The sequence below is a fragment of the Sphingopyxis fribergensis genome (genome assembly GCF_000803645.1).
In the GTDB taxonomy this organism is placed as follows: Bacteria; Pseudomonadota; Alphaproteobacteria; order Sphingomonadales; family Sphingomonadaceae; genus Sphingopyxis; species Sphingopyxis fribergensis.
In genome coordinates this window covers 1785943-1806645 of the sequence record NZ_CP009122.1, presented here as the reverse complement: position 1 = coordinate 1806645, position 20703 = coordinate 1785943, and the positions used below count along the sequence as shown (strand labels likewise).

22 protein-coding genes are annotated in these 20703 nt (G+C 62.7%); 1 reads left to right on the top strand and 21 read right to left on the bottom strand.

Annotated elements, in window-relative coordinates; translation table 11 throughout:
- Window positions 1-6 precede the first annotated feature (6 nt).
- The 19 genes from SKP52_RS08410 to SKP52_RS08325 form a co-directional block, all read right to left on the bottom strand.
- A complete protein-coding gene (locus SKP52_RS08410; RefSeq protein ID WP_039573838.1) occupies window positions 7-1641 on the bottom strand; it encodes a ribonuclease J in 1635 nt (544 codons plus the stop codon).
- Window positions 1638-2423: a type III pantothenate kinase gene (locus tag SKP52_RS08405; protein WP_039573834.1), complete on the bottom strand. Its 786-nt coding sequence runs from the start codon at window positions 2421-2423 to the stop codon at window positions 1638-1640. Before SKP52_RS08405 ends, SKP52_RS08410 begins: the two co-directional genes overlap by 4 nt.
- Complete coding sequence (locus SKP52_RS08400) at window positions 2424-3227, bottom strand: biotin--[acetyl-CoA-carboxylase] ligase (RefSeq protein ID WP_081997266.1); 804 nt, start codon at window positions 3225-3227, stop codon at window positions 2424-2426.
- Window positions 3149-4582, bottom strand: a complete 1434-nt coding sequence (gene nuoN / locus SKP52_RS08395) for an NADH-quinone oxidoreductase subunit NuoN (protein ID WP_039573831.1) — start codon at window positions 4580-4582, stop codon at window positions 3149-3151. Before nuoN ends, SKP52_RS08400 begins: the two co-directional genes overlap by 79 nt.
- A complete protein-coding gene (locus SKP52_RS08390; protein ID WP_039573828.1) occupies window positions 4579-6132 on the bottom strand; it encodes an NADH-quinone oxidoreductase subunit M in 1554 nt (517 codons plus the stop codon). The genes nuoN and SKP52_RS08390 overlap by 4 nt, the downstream gene beginning before the upstream one ends.
- A complete protein-coding gene (nuoL, locus tag SKP52_RS08385; RefSeq protein ID WP_039573825.1) occupies window positions 6129-8165 on the bottom strand; it encodes an NADH-quinone oxidoreductase subunit L in 2037 nt (678 codons plus the stop codon). The genes SKP52_RS08390 and nuoL overlap by 4 nt, the downstream gene beginning before the upstream one ends.
- A 4-nt stretch (window positions 8166-8169) precedes the next feature.
- Entirely contained in the window at window positions 8170-8475 is a 306-nt protein-coding gene (nuoK, locus tag SKP52_RS08380) for an NADH-quinone oxidoreductase subunit NuoK (protein WP_039573822.1), read from the bottom strand.
- Complete coding sequence (locus SKP52_RS27205; protein ID WP_267128045.1) at window positions 8472-8603, bottom strand: hypothetical protein; 132 nt, start codon at window positions 8601-8603, stop codon at window positions 8472-8474. The genes nuoK and SKP52_RS27205 overlap by 4 nt, the downstream gene beginning before the upstream one ends.
- Entirely contained in the window at window positions 8600-9211 is a 612-nt protein-coding gene (locus SKP52_RS08375; protein ID WP_039573819.1) for an NADH-quinone oxidoreductase subunit J, read from the bottom strand. Before SKP52_RS08375 ends, SKP52_RS27205 begins: the two co-directional genes overlap by 4 nt.
- A gap of 12 nt (window positions 9212-9223) precedes the next feature.
- On the bottom strand, window positions 9224-9712 hold the full coding sequence (gene nuoI / locus SKP52_RS08370; protein ID WP_039573816.1) for an NADH-quinone oxidoreductase subunit NuoI: 489 nt from the start codon (window positions 9710-9712) through the stop codon (window positions 9224-9226).
- Entirely contained in the window at window positions 9709-10752 is a 1044-nt protein-coding gene (gene nuoH / locus SKP52_RS08365; protein ID WP_039573813.1) for an NADH-quinone oxidoreductase subunit NuoH, read from the bottom strand. The genes nuoI and nuoH overlap by 4 nt, the downstream gene beginning before the upstream one ends.
- 133 nt (window positions 10753-10885) lie before the next feature.
- Window positions 10886-12898 (bottom strand): NADH-quinone oxidoreductase subunit NuoG, encoded by a 2013-nt coding sequence (nuoG, locus tag SKP52_RS08360; protein ID WP_039573810.1) that lies wholly within the window; start codon window positions 12896-12898, stop codon window positions 10886-10888.
- A gap of 9 nt (window positions 12899-12907) precedes the next feature.
- Window positions 12908-13261, bottom strand: a complete 354-nt coding sequence (locus SKP52_RS08355) for a hypothetical protein (RefSeq protein ID WP_039573808.1) — start codon at window positions 13259-13261, stop codon at window positions 12908-12910.
- Entirely contained in the window at window positions 13258-14547 is a 1290-nt protein-coding gene (nuoF, locus tag SKP52_RS08350; RefSeq protein ID WP_039573805.1) for an NADH-quinone oxidoreductase subunit NuoF, read from the bottom strand. Before nuoF ends, SKP52_RS08355 begins: the two co-directional genes overlap by 4 nt.
- A 3-nt stretch (window positions 14548-14550) precedes the next feature.
- Window positions 14551-15219: a complex I 24 kDa subunit family protein gene (locus SKP52_RS08345; protein ID WP_039573802.1), complete on the bottom strand. Its 669-nt coding sequence runs from the start codon at window positions 15217-15219 to the stop codon at window positions 14551-14553.
- A gap of 174 nt (window positions 15220-15393) precedes the next feature.
- Window positions 15394-16611 (bottom strand): NADH-quinone oxidoreductase subunit D, encoded by a 1218-nt coding sequence (locus SKP52_RS08340; protein WP_187337298.1) that lies wholly within the window; start codon window positions 16609-16611, stop codon window positions 15394-15396.
- A gap of 35 nt (window positions 16612-16646) precedes the next feature.
- Window positions 16647-17546 carry an NADH-quinone oxidoreductase subunit C gene (locus SKP52_RS08335; RefSeq protein WP_039573796.1) on the bottom strand — a complete coding sequence of 300 codons (900 nt, stop codon included), beginning with the start codon at window positions 17544-17546 and terminating at the stop codon, window positions 16647-16649.
- Window positions 17546-18100 (bottom strand): NuoB/complex I 20 kDa subunit family protein, encoded by a 555-nt coding sequence (locus tag SKP52_RS08330; protein ID WP_052208000.1) that lies wholly within the window; start codon window positions 18098-18100, stop codon window positions 17546-17548. The genes SKP52_RS08335 and SKP52_RS08330 overlap by 1 nt, the downstream gene beginning before the upstream one ends.
- Window positions 18097-18471 carry an NADH-quinone oxidoreductase subunit A gene (locus SKP52_RS08325; protein ID WP_039573794.1) on the bottom strand — a complete coding sequence of 125 codons (375 nt, stop codon included), beginning with the start codon at window positions 18469-18471 and terminating at the stop codon, window positions 18097-18099. The genes SKP52_RS08330 and SKP52_RS08325 overlap by 4 nt, the downstream gene beginning before the upstream one ends.
- Before the next feature lie 228 nt (window positions 18472-18699).
- On the opposite strand from SKP52_RS08325, the gene SKP52_RS08320 reads away from it, so the two are divergent.
- A complete protein-coding gene (locus SKP52_RS08320) occupies window positions 18700-19182 on the top strand; it encodes a YbjN domain-containing protein (RefSeq protein ID WP_039573791.1) in 483 nt (160 codons plus the stop codon).
- Between the two features lie 94 nt (window positions 19183-19276).
- Here the strand turns inward: SKP52_RS08320 and SKP52_RS08315 are convergent, their stop codons facing one another.
- On the bottom strand, window positions 19277-20095 hold the full coding sequence (locus SKP52_RS08315) for an inositol monophosphatase family protein (RefSeq protein ID WP_039573788.1): 819 nt from the start codon (window positions 20093-20095) through the stop codon (window positions 19277-19279).
- A gap of 40 nt (window positions 20096-20135) precedes the next feature.
- A complete protein-coding gene (gene efp, locus SKP52_RS08310; protein ID WP_039573784.1) occupies window positions 20136-20699 on the bottom strand; it encodes an elongation factor P in 564 nt (187 codons plus the stop codon).
- Between the last annotated feature and the right edge of the window lie 4 nt (window positions 20700-20703).

The window sequence follows — 20703 nt, the reverse complement described above, 5'->3', positions numbered from 1 at the left end:
GTCCGTTCAGATGGTAACGAGCATCACGTCGACGACGGGCTTTTTCCCCGTCCAGTCGGTGGCGATGCGGCGAACGCCGAGGCGGATCGCCTCGCGCAGCTTTTCCTCGTCGCGCGCCGGGCCGGTCGCGGCCTGCTGCGCGGCTTCGCGCATTTCGTCGATAAAGGCTTCGCGCTCGTCCTCGACGGGCACGCCGCGGTAGCTGATCGCGGCCTCGGTAAAGCGCTTGCCGGTAAAGATGACCGCAACCGTGATATGACCGTGAAGCGACAGCTTGCGCCGCTCGTTGATCGTCTCGCCATCGGCAGGAAGGATCACGTCGCCGTCTAGGATCAGGCGGCCCGAATGAACACGCTCGACGATCTTGGCCGGTCCGGGCGCAAGGCGGACGAGGTCGCCATTTTCCTGGATCAGGGCGTCCGGCACGCCGCGTTCAAGCGCGAAACGCGCCTGTTCGTGCATGTGGCGAATTTCGCCATGCACGGGCACAACCAGATTGGGCCGCAGCCAGCCGTAAAGCGCGGCGAGTTCGGGCTGTCCCGGATGGCCGCTGACGTGGATATGCGCCTGTTTCTCGGTGACCGTCAGCACGTCCTTGGCCGCAAGCTGGTTCATGATCCGCCCGATCGCGACCTCGTTGCCCGGAATCTGCTTCGACGAGAATACGACGGTGTCGCCCGCTTCCAGCTTGATCTGGTGGCCGTCAGCGGCCATGCGCGCCAGCGCAGCACGGGGTTCACCCTGCCCCCCCGTCGCGATCACCATGACCTTGTTGCGCGGCAGCCGCATCGCTTCGTCGAAATCGACCGTCGGCGGGAAATCCTCGAGGTAACCGACCGAACGCGCGACGCCGAGGATTCGGTCGAGCGAACGACCTGCGACGCACAGCGTGCGCCCGGTCGCCTTGGCGACTTCGCCAAGCGTCTTTAGCCGCGCCGCGTTGGAGGCAAAGGTTGTGACGATCACCCTGCCCTTTGCCGCGCCGACCGCGGCCAACAGACCGTCGAACAGCCCGCCTTCGCTGCCCGACGCCTCGGGATTGAAGGCGTTGGTCGAATCGCCGACCAGCACGTCGATGCCTTCGTCGCCAAGCTTGGTGAGCGCTGCCGCCGACGACGGGGTTCCGAGCACCGGATCGTCGTCGAGTTTCCAGTCGCCGGTGTGAAAGACGCGACCATAGGGCGTATCGATAACGGCCGCGCTCATCTCGAGGATCGAGTGCGCGAGCGGCAGGAAACGGATACCGAATGGGCCGAGTTGGAACTTCGCGTCGATATCGACGACATGAACCTTGACCTGTTTCTCCAGCCCCTCCTCGATCAGCTTGCCGGCGATCAGCCCCGCGGTGAAGCGGTTGGCATAAAGCGGCACGCCAAGGTCGGCGGCGAGATAGGGCAGGGCCCCGATATGATCCTCGTGCCCGTGGGTCAGCACGATGCCGAGCAGATCCTTTTTGCGGTCCTCGATAAATTCGAGGTCGGGCATGATGATATCGATGCCGGGATAATCATGGGTGCCAAAGGTCACGCCGAGGTCGAGCATGATCCATTTGCCGTCGCAGCCATAGAGATTGGCATTCATGCCGATCTCGCCGGACCCGCCCAATGCGAGGAAGAGTAGCTCCTTACCCGGAGTCGTCATATCATTGTCTTCCATTGATTATAGAGGTGCATCAGGCCGTTGAGCGTCAGGTCGGGTTCGATACGATCGAACAGATGTGCCTGTTCCTGAAAAAGCGTCGCGAGGCCGCCGGTGGCGATCACGGTGAGTGGTTTGCCGATTTCGGCTTTCATGCGTGCGATCAGACCCTCCATCATCGAGACATAGCCCCAATAGACGCCGATCAGCATCTGACTTTCGGTAGTGCGCCCGATAACGCTGCTCGTTGCCGGCGCTTCGATCGCGATGCGCGGGAGTTTGGCTGCAGCCGCAACCAGTGCTTCGAGCGAAAGATTGACGCCAGGCGCGATGATGCCGCCGAGATATGCACCGTCGGCGCCGATATGATCGAGGGTCGTCGCGGTGCCGAAGCTGATGACGAGCTTGTCCTTGCCGGGCTCTACCGCCTGCGCGGAGATGGCGTTGACCGCGCGGTCGGCGCCGACCGACTGCGGTTCGTCGACTTTGAGCGCGATACCCCAGGTCACCGGCTCGCGCCCGGCAACCAGCGCGTCGACGCCAAAATATTTGACGGCGAGCAGTTGCAGATTGTGGAGCGCGCGCGGCACGACGGTCGAGATGATCACCGCTTCGACATCCGCGCGGTCGTGCCCCTCGATGCGCATCAGCTGGTCGAGCCAGACCATATATTCGTCGGCGGTGCGCCGGTCGTCGGTCGCGATGCGCCAGCGCGCGAGCAGCTCGGCGCCGCGGAACAACGCGAATTTGGCGTTGGTGTTGCCGACGTCGATCGCGAGCAGCATCTATTCCCTCTCCTCGACCGGACGGCGCAGTTCGACGTCTCCGGCATGAACCAGCATGGTCTCGCCGCCGTCGCGGCGCAAGCGCAGCGCGCCATCCTCGGCAAGCCCGTCGAAAAAGCCGTCGATGCCCTGTTCGGACACGCGAAGCGGCGTACCGACGGGATGCGCCTGCGGAATCCACGCACGCACGATGCTCGCGACGCCTTCCTGCCGCCAGGTCCACAGCGCATCGATCATCGCGATGCCGAGCGCGCCAGCAAAATGATCGCGGTCGATGGCGGCGCCCTTGCCTGCCAGTATCGCTGTCGGGCGGTCGGGTAGTTCGGGTGCTGCGATCAAATTGACGCCGATGCCGATCACCACCGAGTTGCCCGTGCGTTCCATCAATATGCCCGCGCATTTCGCGCCATCGATCAGCAAGTCGTTCGGCCATTTGAGCTGCGCGGGAACCTGAGGCGCAAGCGCCGTAACGGTCTTGGCGAGCGCAACTCCTGCAACCAGCGCCAGCGTGGCCGCCGACGGATCGCCGATTGTCAGATGAACCACGGTCGAGCCCATAAAATTGCCCTGCCCGTCGTTCCAGCCGCGACCAAGACGGCCGCGTCCGGCAGTCTGGCGGTCGGCGATCAGCCAATGGCCTTCGCCGACATGCTCGCCCGCTGCCAGCCGCGCCAGCAGGTCGGCGTTGGTCGAACCTGTCTGCGCTATCCGCTCGATCGGCGGTATCAGAACAGCACCGCGGCGGCGCCGGCCGATACGACCGCCAGCACCGGAATGAACAGATAGCCGATGACCGACAGCCACAGCGCGCTTGCCGTGATCACCGCATCCTCGACGATCGCGCCGCCGCCCCTCGGGAATTCGGTGTCCGACTTGTCATCGAAATACATCATCTTGATGATCGCGATATAATAGAAGGCGCCGATCACCGAGGCGACAATACCCGCAACCGCCAGCGGCACGAGGTTCGCGTTCACTGCGGCCTCGAACACCAGATATTTCGGCCAGAAGCCAAAGAGCGGCGGGATGCCGGCGAGGCTGAACATGAACACCGCCATCGCGGCAGCAAGGCCGGGACGACGCTGCGACAGGCCGGCGAGCGCCGGAATGCTCTCGACCTGATTGCCATCGGCGTCGCGCAGTTGGAGAACGACCAGGAATGCCCCGAGCGTCGTCAGCATATAGACGAGCAGATAGGTCAGCACGCCCTCGACTCCCTGCTGCGTCCCCGCAGCGAGGCCGATCAGCATGAAGCCGACATTGTTGATCGACGAGTAAGCGAGCAGGCGCTTGATATTCTTCTGCCCGATCGCGCCGACCGCACCGAGGATGATCGAGGCGAGCGACAGGAAGATGATGATCTGCTGCCACGCGCCCACCGCCGGGCCCATCGCGTCGATCACCACGCGCGTCATCAACGCCATCGCCGCGACCTTGGGCGCGGTGGCGAAGAAGGTCGTCACCGGGGTCGGCGCGCCTTCATAGACGTCGGGGGTCCACATGTGGAACGGCACGGCGCTGATCTTGAAACCCAGACCCGCGAGCACGAACACGATGCCGAAGATCAGCCCGATGCTGAGTTCGCCGCCCATCACCTTGGCGATACCCGCGAAATCGGTGGTGCCGGTGAAGCCGTAGAGCAGCGAAATGCCATAGAGCAGCATGCCCGACGCGAGCGCGCCGAGGACGAAATATTTGAGGCCTGCTTCGGTCGAACGCTCGTCGGTGCGCATGAAGCTGGCGAGCACATAGGCCGCAAGGCTGTTGAGCTCGAGCCCGACATACAGCGTCATCAGGTCGCGCGACGAGGCCATGATGCCCATGCCGAGCGCCGCAAACAGGATGAGCGTCGGATATTCGGCGCGCATCCCGCCGTTGAAGAAGCGCGGCGCGACGATGATGCACACGAAGCTCGCGGCATAGATCAAAAGCTTGGCGAAGCCGCCGAAGCTGTCGACCGACAGCGTGCCCGAGAAGACCGTCGTTTCGATACCGAACAGCGCAACGACCGCGGCGGCGGCGGCGGCAAGCGTCAGCAGCGCGCTGAGCTGGTAAATGCCAACCTGCCGGTCGCCCATGAAGGTGCCGAGCATCAGCGTGATCAGCCCGCCGATCGTCAGGATCAGTTCGGGCCAGATAAGCATCAGGTCGCCGGTCATTGGACGCCTCCCGCATGGCTCGATCCGTGGGCGGGTTCACCGTGAGCGGCGGCGGGCTTGGCCTTGCCGGCGGTGAGATGCGCGTCGCCCGCGGGCTTAGCCGGCGCAAGGCGCGCAACGACGGTGGTCACATCGCCGCGCATCGGCGCGAGAAAGCTTTCGGGATAGACGCCCATCCACAGCGCCACGGCGGCCAGCGGCACCATGATCGTCCATTCGCGCGCGTTGAGGTCGGGCATCGCCTTCACATCGTCCTTGGCCAGTTCGCCGAACACGACGCGGCGGTAGAGATAGAGCATATAGGCGGCGCCGAGGATGATCCCCGTGGTGCACACGAAGGCAACCCAGCTCGATGCTTCATAGATGCCCGCGAGGCTCAGGAACTCGCCGACGAAGCCGCTGGTGCCCGGCAAGCCGATCGACGCCATCGTGAACAACATGAAGAACAGCGCATAGACGGGCATATTCTTCGCAAGCCCACCGTAACGGTCGATCTCGCGCGTGTGGAGCCGGTCGTAGATCACGCCGACGCAAAAGAAGAGCGCGGCCGAGACGACACCATGGCTGAGCATGATGATCAGCGCGCCTTCGATCCCCTGCTGGTTGAACGCGAAGAGGCCAGCGGTGACGATCGCCATATGCGCGACCGACGAATAAGCGATCAGCTTCTTCATGTCGCTCTGCACCAGCGCGACGAGGCTGGTGTAGACCACGGCGATCATCGACAGCGCAAAGACGATCCACATCAACTGCCCCGACGCGTCGGGGAACATCGGCATCATGAAGCGCAGGAAGCCATAGGCGCCAAGCTTCAGCAGCACGCCCGCGAGGATCATCGAGCCCGCGGTCGGCGCCTGCACGTGCGCGTCGGGAAGCCAAGTGTGGACGGGCCACATCGGCATCTTGACCGCAAGGCTGGCGAAGAAGGCAAGCCACAGCCACGTCTGCATTTCCGGCGGGAAATTATAGTTCAGCAGCGTCGGGATATCGGTCGTACCCGCTTCGCCGATCATCGCGATCATCGCGATCAGCATCAGCACCGACCCGAGCAGCGTATAGAGGAAGAATTTGAATGCCGCATATTTGCGGTTCGCGCCGCCCCAGATGCCGATGATGAAATACATCGGGATCAGCCCGGCTTCGAAGAAGATGTAAAAGAGCAGCAGATCCTGCGCCATGAAGACGCCGATCATCACGACTTCCATGATCAGGAACATCGCCATGTAGAGGCCGACGCGTTGCTTGATCGCGTCCCAGCTGGCGAGGATGCAGAGCGGCATCAGGAAGACGCTGAGCATGATGAGCATCAGCGCCATGCCGTCAATGCCGAGCGCCCACTGGAAACGCCCGAACAGGTCGGCGCGTTCGACAAACTGCCACTGCGCGCCGCCGATATCGAAATTCGCCCACAGGATACAGCCGAGAACAAAAGTCGCAAGCGTTGCGCCGAGCGCAACAAAGCGCGCCGTCTTGTCGCCGGCGAACAGGCAGGCGATGGCGCCGACCAGCGGGACCGCCAGCATCAGCGAAAGGATCGGAAAGCCGCTCACAGGAAATTCACCATGGCCCAGCTGGCGAGGCCGACAAGACCGAGCAGCATCACAAACGCATATCCATAAACATAACCCGATTGCAGCCGGACCGCGAGACGGGTCCCCCCAGCGACGAGCGCCGCGGCGCCATCGGGACCAAAGCGGTCGATGGTGCCTTCATCCCCGCGCTTCCAGAAGAAGCGGCCGATCGCGAAGGCGGGCTTCACGAAGAGGATGTTGTAGAGCTCGTCGAAATACCATTTGTTGTACAGGAACTGGTGGAGCAGCTTGAACTGCGCCACGAAGCGCGCCGGCAACGTCGTGTTGCGGATATAGCTGTTCCACGCAAGGAATAGCCCGATCGCCATCACCGTGAACGGCGTCCATTTCACCCACAAAGGCACTTCATGCGCGGCGTGCATCAGATGTTCGTCGAACGCCAGGCTGCCCTTCCAGAACGCCATGCCGTCTTCGGGGTAGATGAACCGGTGGTGGAACGCGATGCCCGCGAACACGGCGCCGATCGACAGGACGACCAGCGGGATCAGCATCGAAAGCGGGCTTTCGTGCGGGTGATAACCCGCGGTGCCGTCGCTGTGCGCGTCGTGATGGTGATCCGCGTGGGCATGATCGTCATGGCCGTGGCCGTCATCGTCGTGAACCGCGTGCTGGATATGCTCGCTCTGTTCCCAGCGCGGCTTGCCATAGAAGGTCAGGAAGACGAGGCGCCACGAATAGAAGCTGGTGAGGAAGGCCACGAAAATGCCGACCCAGAAAGCCACCACGCCGCCGCCGCCGCTCGCGAACGCCGCCTCGAGGATGCCGTCCTTCGAATAGAAGCCAGCGAAACCCGCGACCCCCGCGATACCGACGCCGGTGATCGCCAGCGTGCCGAGCATCATCGCCCAATAGGTGATCGGGATCGATTTCCGCAGGCCGCCATAATAACGCATGTCCTGCTCATGGTGCATCGCGTGGATCACCGAACCGGCACCGAGGAACAGCAAAGCCTTGAAGAAAGCGTGCGTGAACAGGTGGAACATCGCGGCGCCATAAGCGCCCGCGCCCGCAGCGAAGAACATGTAACCGAGCTGCGAACAGGTCGAATAGGCGATGACGCGCTTGATGTCCCACTGCGTCGTCGCGACGGTCGCGGCGAAGAAACAGGTCGCGGCGCCGACGAACATCACGACGCCCTGCGCGACTTCGCTCGTTTCGAACATCGGCGACAAGCGGCAGACCATGAAGACGCCCGCGGTGACCATCGTCGCGGCGTGGATCAGCGCCGACACGGGGGTCGGACCTTCCATCGCGTCGGGCAGCCAGGTGTGCAGGCCAAGCTGCGCCGACTTGCCCATCGCGCCGATGAACAGCAGCAGGCAGAGGATCGTCATCGTGTCGAGACGCATCCCCATGAAGCTGATTGTCGAGCCCGCCATGCCCGGCGCGGCCGCCAGAATCTCGGGGATCGAGACGGTGCCGAACACGAGGAAGGTGCCGAAGATGCCGAGCATGAAGCCAAGGTCACCGACGCGGTTGACGACGAACGCCTTGATCGCCGCGGCATTGGCGCTCGGCTTCTTATACCAGAAACCGATCAGCAGATAGGATGCGAGACCGACGCCTTCCCAGCCGAAGAACATCTGGACGAGGTTGTTCGCGGTCACGAGCATCAGCATCGCGAAGGTGAAGAGCGAGAGATAAGCGAAGAAGCGCGGCTGGTCCGGGTCTTCCTCCATATAGCCCCAGCTATAGAGGTGGACGAGCGCCGACACCGTCGTGATCACGACGAGCATCACCGCGGTCAGCGTGTCAACGCGCAATTCCCAGTTGAACTGGAGCGCGCCCGACGAAACCCAGTGCAGCACCGGGGTCACCGTCGCCTCGCCGCTTCCGCCCACGAACGACAGGAAGATCGGCCAGCTCAAGGCGCAGCTGGTGAACAGCGCGCCCGTGGTCAGGATTTTGGACGGCACATTGCCGATCACGCGCTGGCCGAGGCCTGCGATGATGGCCGCCAAGAGCGGCAGGAAAACGATCGCCTGGATCACCGGTTTACCCCTTCATCCGGTTGGCATCGTCGACGGCAATGGTGCCGCGGCCGCGGAAGTAAATAACGAGAATGGCGAGACCGATGGCGGCTTCGCCCGCAGCCACGGTCAGCACGAACATCGCGAACACTTGGCCCACAAGGTCGCCGAGCGCGGCGCTGAACGCGACGAGGTTGATGTTCACCGCGAGCAGAATCAATTCGATCGACATCAGGATGACGATGATATTCTTGCGGTTGATGAAGATGCCGAGCACGCCGAGCGTGAAGAGCACCGCCGAAACGGCGAGATAATGGCCGACGGAGATCATGCGCCCGCTCCAATCGCGATCTTTTCAGTTCCGTTCGTGTCGAGCGAAGTCGAGACACGCAAGCGCAGCGCCGAACGCATCTCGACTACGCTCGATGCAAACGGGTTTTGGGTATCGAACAGGCTCACAATTCCATCCCCTGCCCGACGCCCGGATCGACCAGCCGCGTCGCATCCTGCGGTCGGCGCTGGTTCTGCTTCGAGATATTCTGCGTCCGCACTCCGCCGCGTTGGCGATGCGTCAGCACGATTGCGCCGATCATCGCGACGAGCAGGACGATACCCGCCGCCTCGAACAGGAAGATGTAGCGCGTGTAGAGCAACTCGCCGATCTGCTGGATATTGCTCTTGTCGCTGACGACAGGTGCAGCGCGAGCCGCAAGATCGACCCCGCCTGCACTCCACGCGCCGACCGCGAAGACCAGTTCAGCAGCAAGGATGATCGCGACGAGTGCGCCTAGCGGTAGATAGCGCACGAAACCCGCGCGCAGCTCGGCGAAATCGATGTCGAGCATCATCACCACGAACAGGAACAGCACCGCGACCGCACCGACATAGACGATGACAAGCAGCATCGCGATGAATTCGGCGCCCGCGAGCAGCATCAGCCCCGCCGCGTTGAAGAAGGCGAGGATCAGCCACATAACGCTGTGGACCGGGTTGCGCGCGAAAATCACCATCGCCGCAGAGGCGATGACGATGGTCGCGAACAGGTAAAAGGCAAAGAGTTGGATCATGTGCGCGCGCCCTTATCGATAGGGCGCGTCGGCGGCAAGATTTGCCGCGATCGCGCGTTCCCATTTGTCGCCATTGGCGAGCAGCTTGGCCTTGTCATAAAGCAGTTCCTCGCGCGTTTCGGTCGCGAATTCGAAGTTCGGCCCCTCGACCACCGCATCGACCGGGCATGCTTCCTGACAGAAACCGCAATAGATGCACTTGGTCATGTCGATGTCGTAGCGCGTCGTGCGGCGCGAACCGTCGTCGCGCGGCTCGGCCTCGATCGTGATCGCCTGCGCCGGGCACACCGCTTCGCATAGCTTGCACGCGATGCAGCGTTCCTCGCCGTTCGGATAACGGCGCAGCGCATGCTCGCCGCGGAAACGCGGGCTCAGCGGGTTCTTCTCGAACGGATAATTGATCGTCGCCTTCGGCTTGAAGAAATATTTCAAGGTCAGCCAATGGGCTTTGACGAACTCCCACAGCGTGAAGCTTTTGACGATATGGGCGATGGTGGTCATGAGTACCTCGTCAGCATCAGATAGCCGGAGATCAGGAAGATCCAGAGAAGCGAAATCGGCAGGAAGATTTTCCAGCCCAGCCGCATCAGCTGGTCATAGCGGTAGCGCGGGACGGTTGCCTTGACCCAGCTGAAGACGAAGAAGAAGAACAGGATCTTCGCGAACAGCCAGATGATGCCCGGCACGGCATAAAGCGGCGCCCAGTCGATCGGCGGCAACCAGCCGCCCCAGAACAGCACCGCGTTGAGCGTGCACATCAGCAGGACGTTGGCATATTCGCCGAGCCAGAAGAGCGCGAAGCTCATCGACGAATATTCGGTCTGATAGCCCGCGACGAGCTCGCTTTCCGCTTCGGTCAAATCGAACGGCGCGCGCGCGGTTTCGGCGAGCGACGAGATCAGGAACATCACCGCGAGGGGGAAGAGCAGCAGGTTGAAGCCGAAAGCGTTGACGATGCCGAGCCCGTGGCCTTGCTGCGCCTTAACAATCTCGTTCATGTTGAAGCTGTCGGCGAAGAGCACGACGCCGATCAGGATGAAGCCGATCGAGACTTCATAGCTGATCATCTGCGCCGAGGCGCGCATCGCCGAAAAGAAGGGATATTTCGAGTTCGATGCCCAGCCCGACAGGATCACGCCGTAAACGCCGAGCGACGAAATCGCGAGGATGTAGAGCAATCCGACGTTGATGTCGGCGAGCACCGCGCCCGAATTGAACGGGATCACCGCCCACGCCATCAGCGCGACGGTGAAGGTGATGATCGGCGCGATCAGGAACAGCCCGCGGTTCGCCGAGGTCGGAATGATCGTTTCCTGCAGGAACACTTTCAGGCCGTCGGCAAAGCTCTGCAACAGGCCGAAGGGACCGACGACGTTCGGACCACGGCGCAGCGCGATCGCCGCCCAGATCTTGCGGTCGGCATAAATGATCATCGCGACGCTGAGCATCAGCGGCAGCGCGATCAGCAGGATCCCCGCGATCGTCGCGACACCCCACGCCCAATTCGGGTCCATGCCCCACGAGATGAAGGTCTCGGTCATTTCCGCGCCCCATCCTGGTTGCGCCAGCCGTTATGCGGGCCAGGCCTGTCGGACTTGGTCCTGGGATTGAACCCGCGCCAGACCGAATAGCCCATCCCGACCAGCAACACGCTGGCAATCGCATGCACCGGATTCATTCCGCGGCCTCCGCAAAATCTGCGCCATGGATCAGCTCTTCCGAGCAGCGCTGCATCGTCGGCGACGCGCGGCAGATGGCGTTGGTGAGGTAGAAATCCTTGATCGGCGACGGGATCGCGCGCGCCTCGGGCTTGGCAGCCAGCTTCGGCACCGACCAGCCGTAATCGGCAAGGCCTTCGACGCCGAGCGACGGCACCGCTGCGATCATCGCCGCGCGGCACTGGTCGAAGCTGTCGAAGCCGAGCGATACGCCGAGCGTATCGGCGAGCGCGCGGAAGATGCTCCAGTCCTCGCGCGCGTCGCCGGGCGCGAACACGGCCTTTTCGCTGCGCTGGACGCGGCCTTCGGTGTTGACCGTGGTGAAGTCTTTTTCGGTCCACGCGGCGGCCGGCAGGATGACATCGGCGGCATGCGCGCCCTTGTCGCCATGATGGCCGACATAGACTTTGAACGTGTCGGGCAGCGCCGCGAAATCGACCTCGTCGGCGCCGAGGAAGAAGGCGAGCTTCGGCTTTGCTGCGATCACATCCTTGATGCCGCCGGGCAGGCCATAGCCGAGCATCAGCGAGCCCATGCGCGCGGCCGAGAAATGCACGACGTTGAAGCCGTTCCAGCCCTCTTTGACCGCGTTCACCGACTTGGCGAGCGCGAGGCCCGCGCCGTGGACGCCGGGCACCGACAGCGCGCCGCCGCCGAAGATCAGCATCGGCCGCTCGGCGCCCTTTAGCGTGTCGAGCACATGCGCGGGCAGCTTCGCGACGAGCGAGGCATCGTCGCCGAGCCATTCGGTCTTGTACGTCAGGTCGGTTTCAGGGCCGATCGCAAAGACCTTCGCGCCCTTCTTCCACGCCGCCTTGCGGATGCGCGTGTTGATCAGCGGCGCTTCCCAGCGCAGGTTCGTGCCGACGAGCAAGATCACGTCGGCATTCTCGGCCTCGGCGATCGTCGTGTTGAAATTGACCGCCGACAGGCTGGTGACGTCATAGTCGAGCCCCGTCTGCCGCCCCTCAAGCAGGTTGCCGCCAAGCGCATTCACCAGCGACTTGGCCGCGAACATCGTTTCGCAATCGGCCAGGTCGCCCGCGATTGCGGCAACCGACGAACCGGCGTTGACCGCCTTGATCGCGGCAAAGGCTTCGGCCCAGCTGGCGGGCTGAAGCGTGCCATTCACGCGAACATAGGGCTGGTCGAGGCGGCGGCGCACAAGGCCGTCGACATGGTGGCGCGTCTTGTCGCTCGCCCATTCCTCGTTCACATCGTCGTTGATCCGCGGCAGCACGCGCAGCACCTGACGGCCGCGCGCGTCGATGCGCACATTGGTGCCGACCGCGTCCATCATGTCGATGCCCAGCGTCTTGGTCAGCTCCCACGGCCGCGCTTCGAACGCATAGGGCTTGCTGGTCAGCGCGCCGACCGGGCACAGGTCGACGATATTGCCCGACAGCTCGCTCGCGACCGCATGTTCCAGATAGCTGGTGATCTGCATATTCTCGCCGCGCCCGATCGCGCCGATGTCTTCGACGCCCGCGACTTCCTCCGCAAAGCGGACGCAGCGCGTGCACTGGATGCAGCGGGTCATCACCGTCTTGACGATCGGACCCATATATTTTTCGGTGACGGCGCGCTTATTCTCGTCATAACGCGTCGCGCCGCGGCCATAAGCGACCGACTGGTCCTGCAAATCGCATTCGCCGCCCTGATCGCAGATCGGGCAATCGAGCGGGTGGTTGATGAGCAGGAACTCCATCACCCCCTCGCGCGCCTTCTTCACCATCGGGCTATCGGTCTTGATCACCTGCCCCTCGGCGGTCGGCAGCGCGCATGACGCCTGCGGCTTCGGCGGACCGGGCGCGACCTCAACGAGGCACATGCGGCAATTCCCGGCGATCGACAGGCGTTCATGGTAGCAGAAGCGCGGAATTTCCTTCCCCGCCATCTCGCACGCCTGCAGGACGGTCGCACCCTGCGGGACGTCAAGTTCTACGCCATCTACGGTTACTTTAGGCATCGGTTTTCCTCACTCCTCAACCGGAGCGCAATGATCTTCGCCGGACGCGTCTTTAGTGCACATAAAGGCCGAAGCATCGGTTTCTTTGTCGGGACGGATTTCCGAGGGACGTGCTGCCGCCAGACGCTTCTTCAACTGCTTCAGATCAATATTCATCGAACCTTGGCAGGGCATAACCGCTCTCATGAACAGAGCAGCCTCTTTCGCCTTATCCTGATTATCGATGTAACGTGCAGTAGACGTTGGCGCTTCTTGCCACATGCACTCGACGAGCGAGTCCATCTTGCCCGTTGCTGTTGCTGGCGCGGCCATTGCCATGCCCCCAACGACTATTCCGACAACAAGAAGGCTGCGGCCAATCATTCCGCTGCCTCCAGCGCGCCGCCATTTTCGCGGATACGGCGCTCGATTTCGGGTCGGAAATGCTTGATCAGGCCCTGGATCGGCCACGCGGCGGCGTCGCCCAATGCGCAGATGGTGTGGCCTTCGACCTGCTTGGTCACGTCGAACAGCGTATCGATTTCGCTGATGTCGGCGTCGCCGGTGCGCAGGCGTTCCATCACGCGCCACATCCAGCCGGTGCCTTCGCGGCACGGGGTGCACTGGCCGCAGCTTTCATGCTTGTAGAAATAGCTGATGCGGCTGATCGCCTGAACGACGTCGGTCGACTTGTCCATCACGATCGCGGCGGCGGTGCCGAGGCCCGATCCGACGGCCTTGAGGCCGTCGAAGTCCATCGGCGCGTCCATGATCTCGGCCGCGGGGACGAGCGGGACCGACGAGCCACCGGGGATCACCGCGAGCAGATTGTCCCAGCCGCCGCGAATACCGCCACAATGCGTGTCGATCAGTTCGCGGAAGGTGATGCCCATCTCTTCCTCGACGACGCACGGCTTGTTCACATGGCCGCTGATCTGGAAAAGCTTGGTGCCCTTGTTATTCTCGCGCCCAAAGCTCGCGAACCACGGCGCGCCGCGGCGCAGGATCGTCGGGACGACCGCGATGCTCTCGACATTGTTGACCGTCGTCGGGCAGCCATAAAGGCCCGCGCCCGCCGGGAACGGCGGTTTCAGGCGCGGCTGGCCCTTCTTGCCCTCCAGGCTTTCGATCATCGCGGTTTCTTCGCCGCAGATGTACGCGCCGGCGCCGCGGTGGACGAAGACGTCGAAATCATAACCCGACTTCGCCGCATTCTTGCCGAGCAGGCCAGCGTCATACGCCTCCTGCACCGCGGCGAAGAGCGTCTCGGCCTCGCGGATGAACTCGCCGCGGATATAGATGTACGCCGCGCGCGCGCGCATCGCGAAGCCCGCGATCAGCGCGCCTTCGATCAGCTTGTGCGGATCGTGGCGGATGATTTCGCGGTCCTTGCACGAACCGGGTTCGGATTCGTCGGCGTTGATGACGAGGAAGCTCGGGCGGTCGGGGCGCGGCTCCTTCGGCATGAAGGACCATTTGAGCCCGGTCGGAAAGCCCGCACCGCCGCGGCCGCGCAGGCCCGACGCCTTGATTTCCTCAATGATCGCGTCCTGGCCGCGCTTCATCAGATCCTTGGTGTTGTCCCAATCGCCGCGCGCCTGCGCGCTTTTGAGGTTCCACGGCTGGAAGCCGTAGAGATTGGTGAAGATGCGATCCTTATCGGCCAGCATGGCTTACCATTCCTTCCGATAGTCGTGGTTCGAAGACACCATTTCCTTCAGCGTCGTGGGTCCGCCGTCGGGTTCGCTCGTGTGACGGTTCGCAAGCTGCGTCCCCGCCTTCGGCTGCTCGCCCGCAGCGAGCGCATCGAGGATGCGGACCGTGCTGTCGTAATCGAGGTCTTCGTAATTATCGTCGTTGATCTGGACCATCGGCGCGTTGGTGCAGGTGCCCATGCATTCGACCTCTGTCAGCGTGAACAGGCCGTCGGGCGTCGTCTTGCCCTTGGTCATGCCGCGGTTCTTGCACGCGGCCATGACATCGTCCGACCCGCGCAGCAGGCACGGCGTCGTACCGCAGACCTGCACATGATAGCGGCCGACCGGCACGAGATTGTACATCGTATAGAAGGTCGCGACCTCATAGGCGCGCATGAACGGCATATCGAGCTGCGCCGCGACGAACTCGATAACCGGCACGGGCAGCCAGCCTTGCGTCTGCGTCTCGGCGCCGACCTGCCGCTGTGCGAGGTCGAGCAGCGGCATCACCGCCGAGCGCTGCCGCCCCGCAGGATAGCGCGCGATGACCGCCTTCGCCTTCTCGGCATTTTCCGCCGTCCACGCAAAGGCGCCCCAGCGCGCGCGGGTTTCGGCTTCGTCGGGGATTTGGGGTGCGTCAGCCATGCGCAGAAACCTTCGAGCTTTTTTCAACGGCGAGCTTCGCGAAATACGCGCCCACCCAGACCAAATTCGCAGCCGCGAGTTCGCCGCCCACGTCTAATCCCCGAGCGAAATGCAAGAAGCTGAGCGCAAGCGCAGCACCGAGGCCCATAGTATGAACGACATCCAATAGCCTCGTCACCGGTCACACTCCCCGAACACCACGTCGATCGCGCCGATGATCGCGGTGGTATCCGCGAGCATATGCCCCTTCGACATCATATCCATCGCCTGCAAATGCGAGAACGCCGTCGGGCGGATCTTGCAACGGTACGGCTTGTTGGTGCCGTCGCTGACCAGATAGACGCCGAATTCGCCCTTCGGGCTTTCAGTCGCCACATAGACTTCGCCCGCGGGGACGTGGAAGCCCTCGGTGTAGAGTTTGAAGTGATGGATCAGCGATTCCATCGACTGCTTCATCTCGCCGCGCTTCGGCGGCACGACCTTGCGGTCGAGGCTGGCGATCGGGCCGGTGGGCATGTCGCGCAGGCACTGCTTGATGATCTTCGCCGACTGATAGACTTCCTCGACGCGGACCATGAAGCGGTCGTAGCAGTCGCCGCGGGTGCCGACGGGAATGTCGAATTCCATCTGGGCGTAAGCGTCATAGGGCTGCGACTTGCGCAGATCCCATGCGATGCCGCTGCCGCGGATCATTGGACCCGAGAAGCCCCATGCCAGCGCATCTTCCTTGCTGACCGTCGCGATGTCGACGTTGCGCTGTTTGAAGATGCGGTTGTCGATGACCAGGCTCATTGCGTCGCCGAACAGCTTCGGCAGGCGCGTTTCGACCCATTCGCCGATATCGACCAGTAGCTTTTCGGGAACATCCTGATGGACGCCGCCCGGACGGAAATAAGCGCTGTGCATGCGCGCACCCGACGCGCGCTCAAAGAAGTTCAGGCAATCCTCGCGCAGTTCGAACACCCACAGGTTTGGGGTCATCGCGCCGACGTCCATGACGTGCGATCCGATGTTGAGCATGTGATTGCAGATGCGCGTCAGCTCGGCGAACAGCACGCGCAGATATTGCGCGCGCGCCGGGACTTCGAGGTCGAGCAGCTTTTCGATCGCGAGCACATAGCTATGCTCCATGCCGAGCGGCGAGCAATAGTCGAGCCGGTCGAAATAGGGCAAAGCCTGTAGATAGGTCTTATATTCGATCAGCTTTTCGGTGCCGCGGTGGAGCAGCCCGACGTGCGGATCGACGCGCTCGATGATCTCGCCGTCGAGCTCCATCACCATGCGCAACACGCCGTGCGCCGCGGGGTGCTGCGGGCCGAAGTTGATCGTGTAGTTCGTAACGACTTGATCGCCCGCGGTGTTCGCGGTGTCGACCGGATAGCCTTCGAACATGTCGCTGCCGTGGTGCTTAACCTGAGGAGAGTCGGTCATGCGTCACCTCCTGTTTTGGGCTTGCGCGGCGCGCGCGGTTTGGCGGGCGCCGTTTCGGCCTTCTCGGTCGCGGGCGTCTTTGCCTTGGCGGCCGTGGTCGCCTTCGCGCCGTCGCGGCTCGTCTTCGCCGCCTTGATGTTGGCCTTCGCGCCCGCGCCCGTCTGCGTCGTGCTTTCGGTCGTCTTCGGGGTCGGCGGCGGCGCGGCTTTCGCCTTGTCGTCGGACGCCTTCACTTCCTTGGCCGTCATCGGGGTCGGCGCGCCCTTGCCCGGCGCTTCGCCCGTACCGCCGGCCTTTTCATCGCCCGGAAGCACATAATCGGCGCCTTCCCAGGGACTGAGGAAGTCGAAATTGCGGAAATCCTGCGCCAGCTTCACCGGCTCGTACACAACGCGCTTGTCCTCTTCGCTATAACGCAGCTCGATATAGCCGGTCAGCGGGAAGTCCTTGCGCTGCGGATGGCCCTGGAACCCATAGTCGGTCAGGATGCGGCGCAGGTCGGGATTGCCCGCGAACAGCACGCCATACATGTCGAACACTTCGCGTTCGAGCCAGCCAGCATTCGGCCACACGGGCACGATCGTCGGCACCGGCGTCGCCTCGTCGGTCGACACGCGGACACGCAGACGATGATTCCGCGTGACGCTGAGCAAATGATAGACGACTTCGAACCGTTCGGCGCGGTCGGGGTAATCGACCCCGGCAATCTCCATCATCTGCTGATATTCGAGATTGTCGCGCAGCGCGATCATCACCGCGGCGATCGCGTCGCGATCAACGGTGATGCTGTCTTCGTCCGCGGCGAAGTCATGCGCGAGCAGATCGGCGCCGAGCAGCTTCTTGAGCTCGGCCGCCAAGGTGGCGCGCGGCGCAACGAGGGGTGCAGGATGAGCCATCAGCGTTCGATCGTTCCGGTACGGCGGATCTTCCGCTGCAACTGCATCACGCCATAGAGCAAGGCTTCGGCGGTCGGCGGGCAACCGGGAACATAGATGTCCACGGGCACGATACGGTCGCAGCCGCGCACCACCGAATAGCTGTAGTGATAATAGCCGCCGCCATTGGCGCAGCTGCCCATCGAGATGACATATTTCGGGTTCGACATCTGATCGTAAACCCGGCGCAGCGCCGGAGCCATCTTGTTGCACAGCGTCCCCGCGACGATCATCACGTCCGACTGACGCGGCGATGCGCGCGGCGCGGCGCCGAAACGTTCCATGTCATAGCGCGGCATGTTGACGTGGATCATCTCGACCGCGCAGCATGCGAGGCCAAAGGTCATCCACCAGAGCGAGCCGGTGCGCGCCCAGTTGAACAGATCCTCGGTCGAGGTGACGAGAAAGCCCTTGTCGCCGACCTCGCTGTTGAGGTCGTCGAAAAACGACATGTCCGGGTTCGTGCCGGGAGCAACCGGCATCTGGCCGGGCGGCAGGATGATCGAATTGCTCATTCCCAGTCCAACGCCCCTTTCTTCCATGCATAGACAAGGCCGAGCGTCAGTTCGGCAAGAAACACCATCATCGTCGCCCAGCCGGCCCAGCCGATTTCCTCGAGGCTCACCGCCCAGGGAAAGAGGAAGGCCGCTTCGAGGTCGAAGATGATGAAAAGGATGGCGACGAGGTAGAAACGCACGTCGAACTGGCTGCGCGCATCTTCAAAAGCGGGAAAACCGCATTCATATTCGGTCAGCTTCGCCGGATCGGGCTTGTGCGCCCCGGTCAGCCGCGCAACGCCCATCGGCAGAAAGACGAAGGCGGAAGACAGACCGATGGCGACGACCAGAAAGATCAGGATCGGCAAATATTGCGTCAGATCGACCATGGGAGCTCGCAGTTCTGTTGTTCATATTTTGGGATGCTTGGCACCCGTTTATCGGGGGCGCTTTAGGCCAGCGCGCCGCGTGTCGCAAGCGTTGCGGGTACGAATTTCGCACCCCCCGTGACCAAAAGCATAAACGAGGCTGGCAACCGGCCCTACCGCTGTGATACGCCGTCAAAAAGGGTCGCTGTGCTGCGCTTTTCGGGCGCAACTTCGATAAAGGGAGATTTCATGGGACCGATTACCGCTCGCGCCGCACTCGCCTTGGGAGCGGCCGCACTTTTTTCGGCGACTCCGGCCCACGCCGAACTGATCAACGCCATGAACCCAGCGACGATCAAGGCGATCGTCGAGTCGCAGGGCTGGCCCGCGACGATCGTGTCGAAGCCGGGCGACGATCCCTATATCGAGAGCAATCGCGGCGGCCTGAAATTCCTCGTCCTGTTCATGAATTGCGACGAGGGCCAGAAGTGCAAGACGCTACAATATTATATGGGGTTCAGCGATGCGAAGGACGTATCGCTCGAACGACTCAATCAGTGGAACAAGGACAAGCGCTTCGCCCGCGCATACAAAGATGACGAGGGCGATCCGGTGCTCGAAATGGACGTCGACCTGGATTTCCAAGGAATTCCGCGCGAAAATGTCGGCGAGACGTTCAATACCTGGGCGTCGCTTATGGACAGCTTTCGCGAATATGTCTTCAAGAAATAGCTCTCGTCGTCATCCCGACGAAGGCCGGGATCTCGACGTCGCGAGATGACGCAACATTGAGATCCCGGCCTTCGCCGGGATAACCGTTTTAGGTTCACGCGTTGCGCAATGCGCCCGCGACGAGTTTCTGCAGCTTCGAATGGACCGCGGCGCTGCCGGCGATGAACTCGCTGCGTTCGATCGCACGATCGCCGCCGCGGAAATCGCTGACGAAGCCGCCGGCTTCGCGCACGAGCAGCATTCCCGCGGCGACGTCCCAGACCTGAAGGTCGCTTTCCCAGAAACCGTCGTAACGGCCCGCCGCGACCCATGCGAGGTCAAGACTGGCGGCGCCGAAGCGGCGGATGCCGGCGACTTCGGGTGCCACCGCACCGAAAATGCGGCTCCACTGCGCCATATTGCCATGGCCCATGTACGGGATGCCGGTTGAGATCAGGCATTCGTTGAGGTGGCGGCGCGACGCCACGCGCAGGCGGCGATCGTGCAGCCACGCGCCACGGCCGCGTTCGGCCCAATAGCTTTCGTCGGTTATCGGCTGATAGACCAGCGCCGCCGTGACGTCGCCCCAACCGCCGCCGGGCTTCGGCTCCTGCACCGCGATCGAAATCGCGAAATGCGGAATCGCGTGAAGGAAGTTCGAGGTGCCGTCGAGCGGATCGATGATGAAGCGCGGCTTTCCCGGATCGCCTTCGATGATCCCGCCTTCTTCGAGCACAAAGCCCCAGCCGGGGCGATCGCGGCCGAGTTCGTCATAAAGGGTACGCTCGGCGGCCTGATCGGCCTTCGACACGAAGTCGGCGGGGCCCTTTTGCGAAACCTGCAGATGCTCGATTTCGCCAAAGTCGCGGCGCAGCTTCGTGCCGGCCTTGCGCGCGGCGCGTTCCATGACGGTAATGATGCCTGATACGGCCATAGTTTTTTCTCCCCCCTCCCGTACGCGGGAGGGGAATCAGTTAGTCAGCGCGGCGAACATATTCGCGGTCGTACACATGCACGACGATCTTGGTTCCGCTGGTGATGTGTGGCGGCACCATCACGCGCACGCCATTGTCCAGGATCGCGGGCTTGTAAGACGACGAGGCGGTCTGCCCCTTCACCACCGCGTCGGCCTCGACGATCGTCGCTTCGATCGTTTCGGGCAGTTCGACCGAGATCGGACGCTCTTCCCAAAGCTCGAGCACGACATCCATGCCGTCCTGCAAAAATTCATGCGCTTCGCCGACGACATCCTTGGAGATGTTGATCTGTTCGAACGTGTCTTTGTCCATGAACACCAGGTCGTCGCCCTCGGCGTAAAGGAACTGAAAATCCTTGGTGTCGAGGCGGACCTTTTCGACCGTGTCGGCGCTGCGGAAGCGGTTGTTGAGCTTGCGGCCGTCGATCAGATTCTTGGCTTCGACCTGCATATAGGCGCCGCCCTTGCCCGGCTGGGTGTGCTGGATCTTGGTGACCTTCCAGATCCCCTTTTCAAATTCGATAATATTGCCGGGACGGATTTCAACGCCGGTGATTTTCATCGCG

What these genes read in the sequence shown, in the direction of transcription:
- SKP52_RS08410 (WP_039573838.1), bottom strand. Translation starts at nt 1,641, where the DNA reads ATGACGACTCCGGGTAAGGAGCTACTCTTCCTCGCATTGGGCGGGTCC.
- SKP52_RS08405 (WP_039573834.1), bottom strand. Translation starts at nt 2,423, where the DNA reads ATGCTGCTCGCGATCGACGTCGGCAACACCAACGCCAAATTCGCGTTG.
- nuoN (WP_039573831.1), bottom strand. Translation starts at nt 4,582, where the DNA reads ATGACCGGCGACCTGATGCTTATCTGGCCCGAACTGATCCTGACGATC.
- nuoK (WP_039573822.1), bottom strand. Translation starts at nt 8,475, where the DNA reads ATGATCTCCGTCGGCCATTATCTCGCCGTTTCGGCGGTGCTCTTCACG.
- SKP52_RS08375 (WP_039573819.1), bottom strand. Translation starts at nt 9,211, where the DNA reads ATGATCCAACTCTTTGCCTTTTACCTGTTCGCGACCATCGTCATCGCC.
- nuoI (WP_039573816.1), bottom strand. Translation starts at nt 9,712, where the DNA reads ATGACCACCATCGCCCATATCGTCAAAAGCTTCACGCTGTGGGAGTTC.
- nuoH (WP_039573813.1), bottom strand. Translation starts at nt 10,752, where the DNA reads ATGACCGAGACCTTCATCTCGTGGGGCATGGACCCGAATTGGGCGTGG.
- nuoG (WP_039573810.1), bottom strand. Translation starts at nt 12,898, where the DNA reads ATGCCTAAAGTAACCGTAGATGGCGTAGAACTTGACGTCCCGCAGGGT.
- SKP52_RS08355 (WP_039573808.1), bottom strand. Translation starts at nt 13,261, where the DNA reads ATGATTGGCCGCAGCCTTCTTGTTGTCGGAATAGTCGTTGGGGGCATG.
- nuoF (WP_039573805.1), bottom strand. Translation starts at nt 14,547, where the DNA reads ATGCTGGCCGATAAGGATCGCATCTTCACCAATCTCTACGGCTTCCAG.
- SKP52_RS08345 (WP_039573802.1), bottom strand. Translation starts at nt 15,219, where the DNA reads ATGGCTGACGCACCCCAAATCCCCGACGAAGCCGAAACCCGCGCGCGC.
- SKP52_RS08340 (WP_187337298.1), bottom strand. Translation starts at nt 16,611, where the DNA reads ATGTTCGAAGGCTATCCGGTCGACACCGCGAACACCGCGGGCGATCAA.
- SKP52_RS08335 (WP_039573796.1), bottom strand. Translation starts at nt 17,546, where the DNA reads ATGGCTCATCCTGCACCCCTCGTTGCGCCGCGCGCCACCTTGGCGGCC.
- SKP52_RS08330 (WP_052208000.1), bottom strand. Translation starts at nt 18,100, where the DNA reads ATGAGCAATTCGATCATCCTGCCGCCCGGCCAGATGCCGGTTGCTCCC.
- SKP52_RS08325 (WP_039573794.1), bottom strand. Translation starts at nt 18,471, where the DNA reads ATGGTCGATCTGACGCAATATTTGCCGATCCTGATCTTTCTGGTCGTC.
- SKP52_RS08320 (WP_039573791.1), top strand. Translation starts at nt 18,700, where the DNA reads ATGGGACCGATTACCGCTCGCGCCGCACTCGCCTTGGGAGCGGCCGCA.
- SKP52_RS08315 (WP_039573788.1), bottom strand. Translation starts at nt 20,095, where the DNA reads ATGGCCGTATCAGGCATCATTACCGTCATGGAACGCGCCGCGCGCAAG.
- efp (WP_039573784.1), bottom strand. Translation starts at nt 20,699, where the DNA reads ATGAAAATCACCGGCGTTGAAATCCGTCCCGGCAATATTATCGAATTT.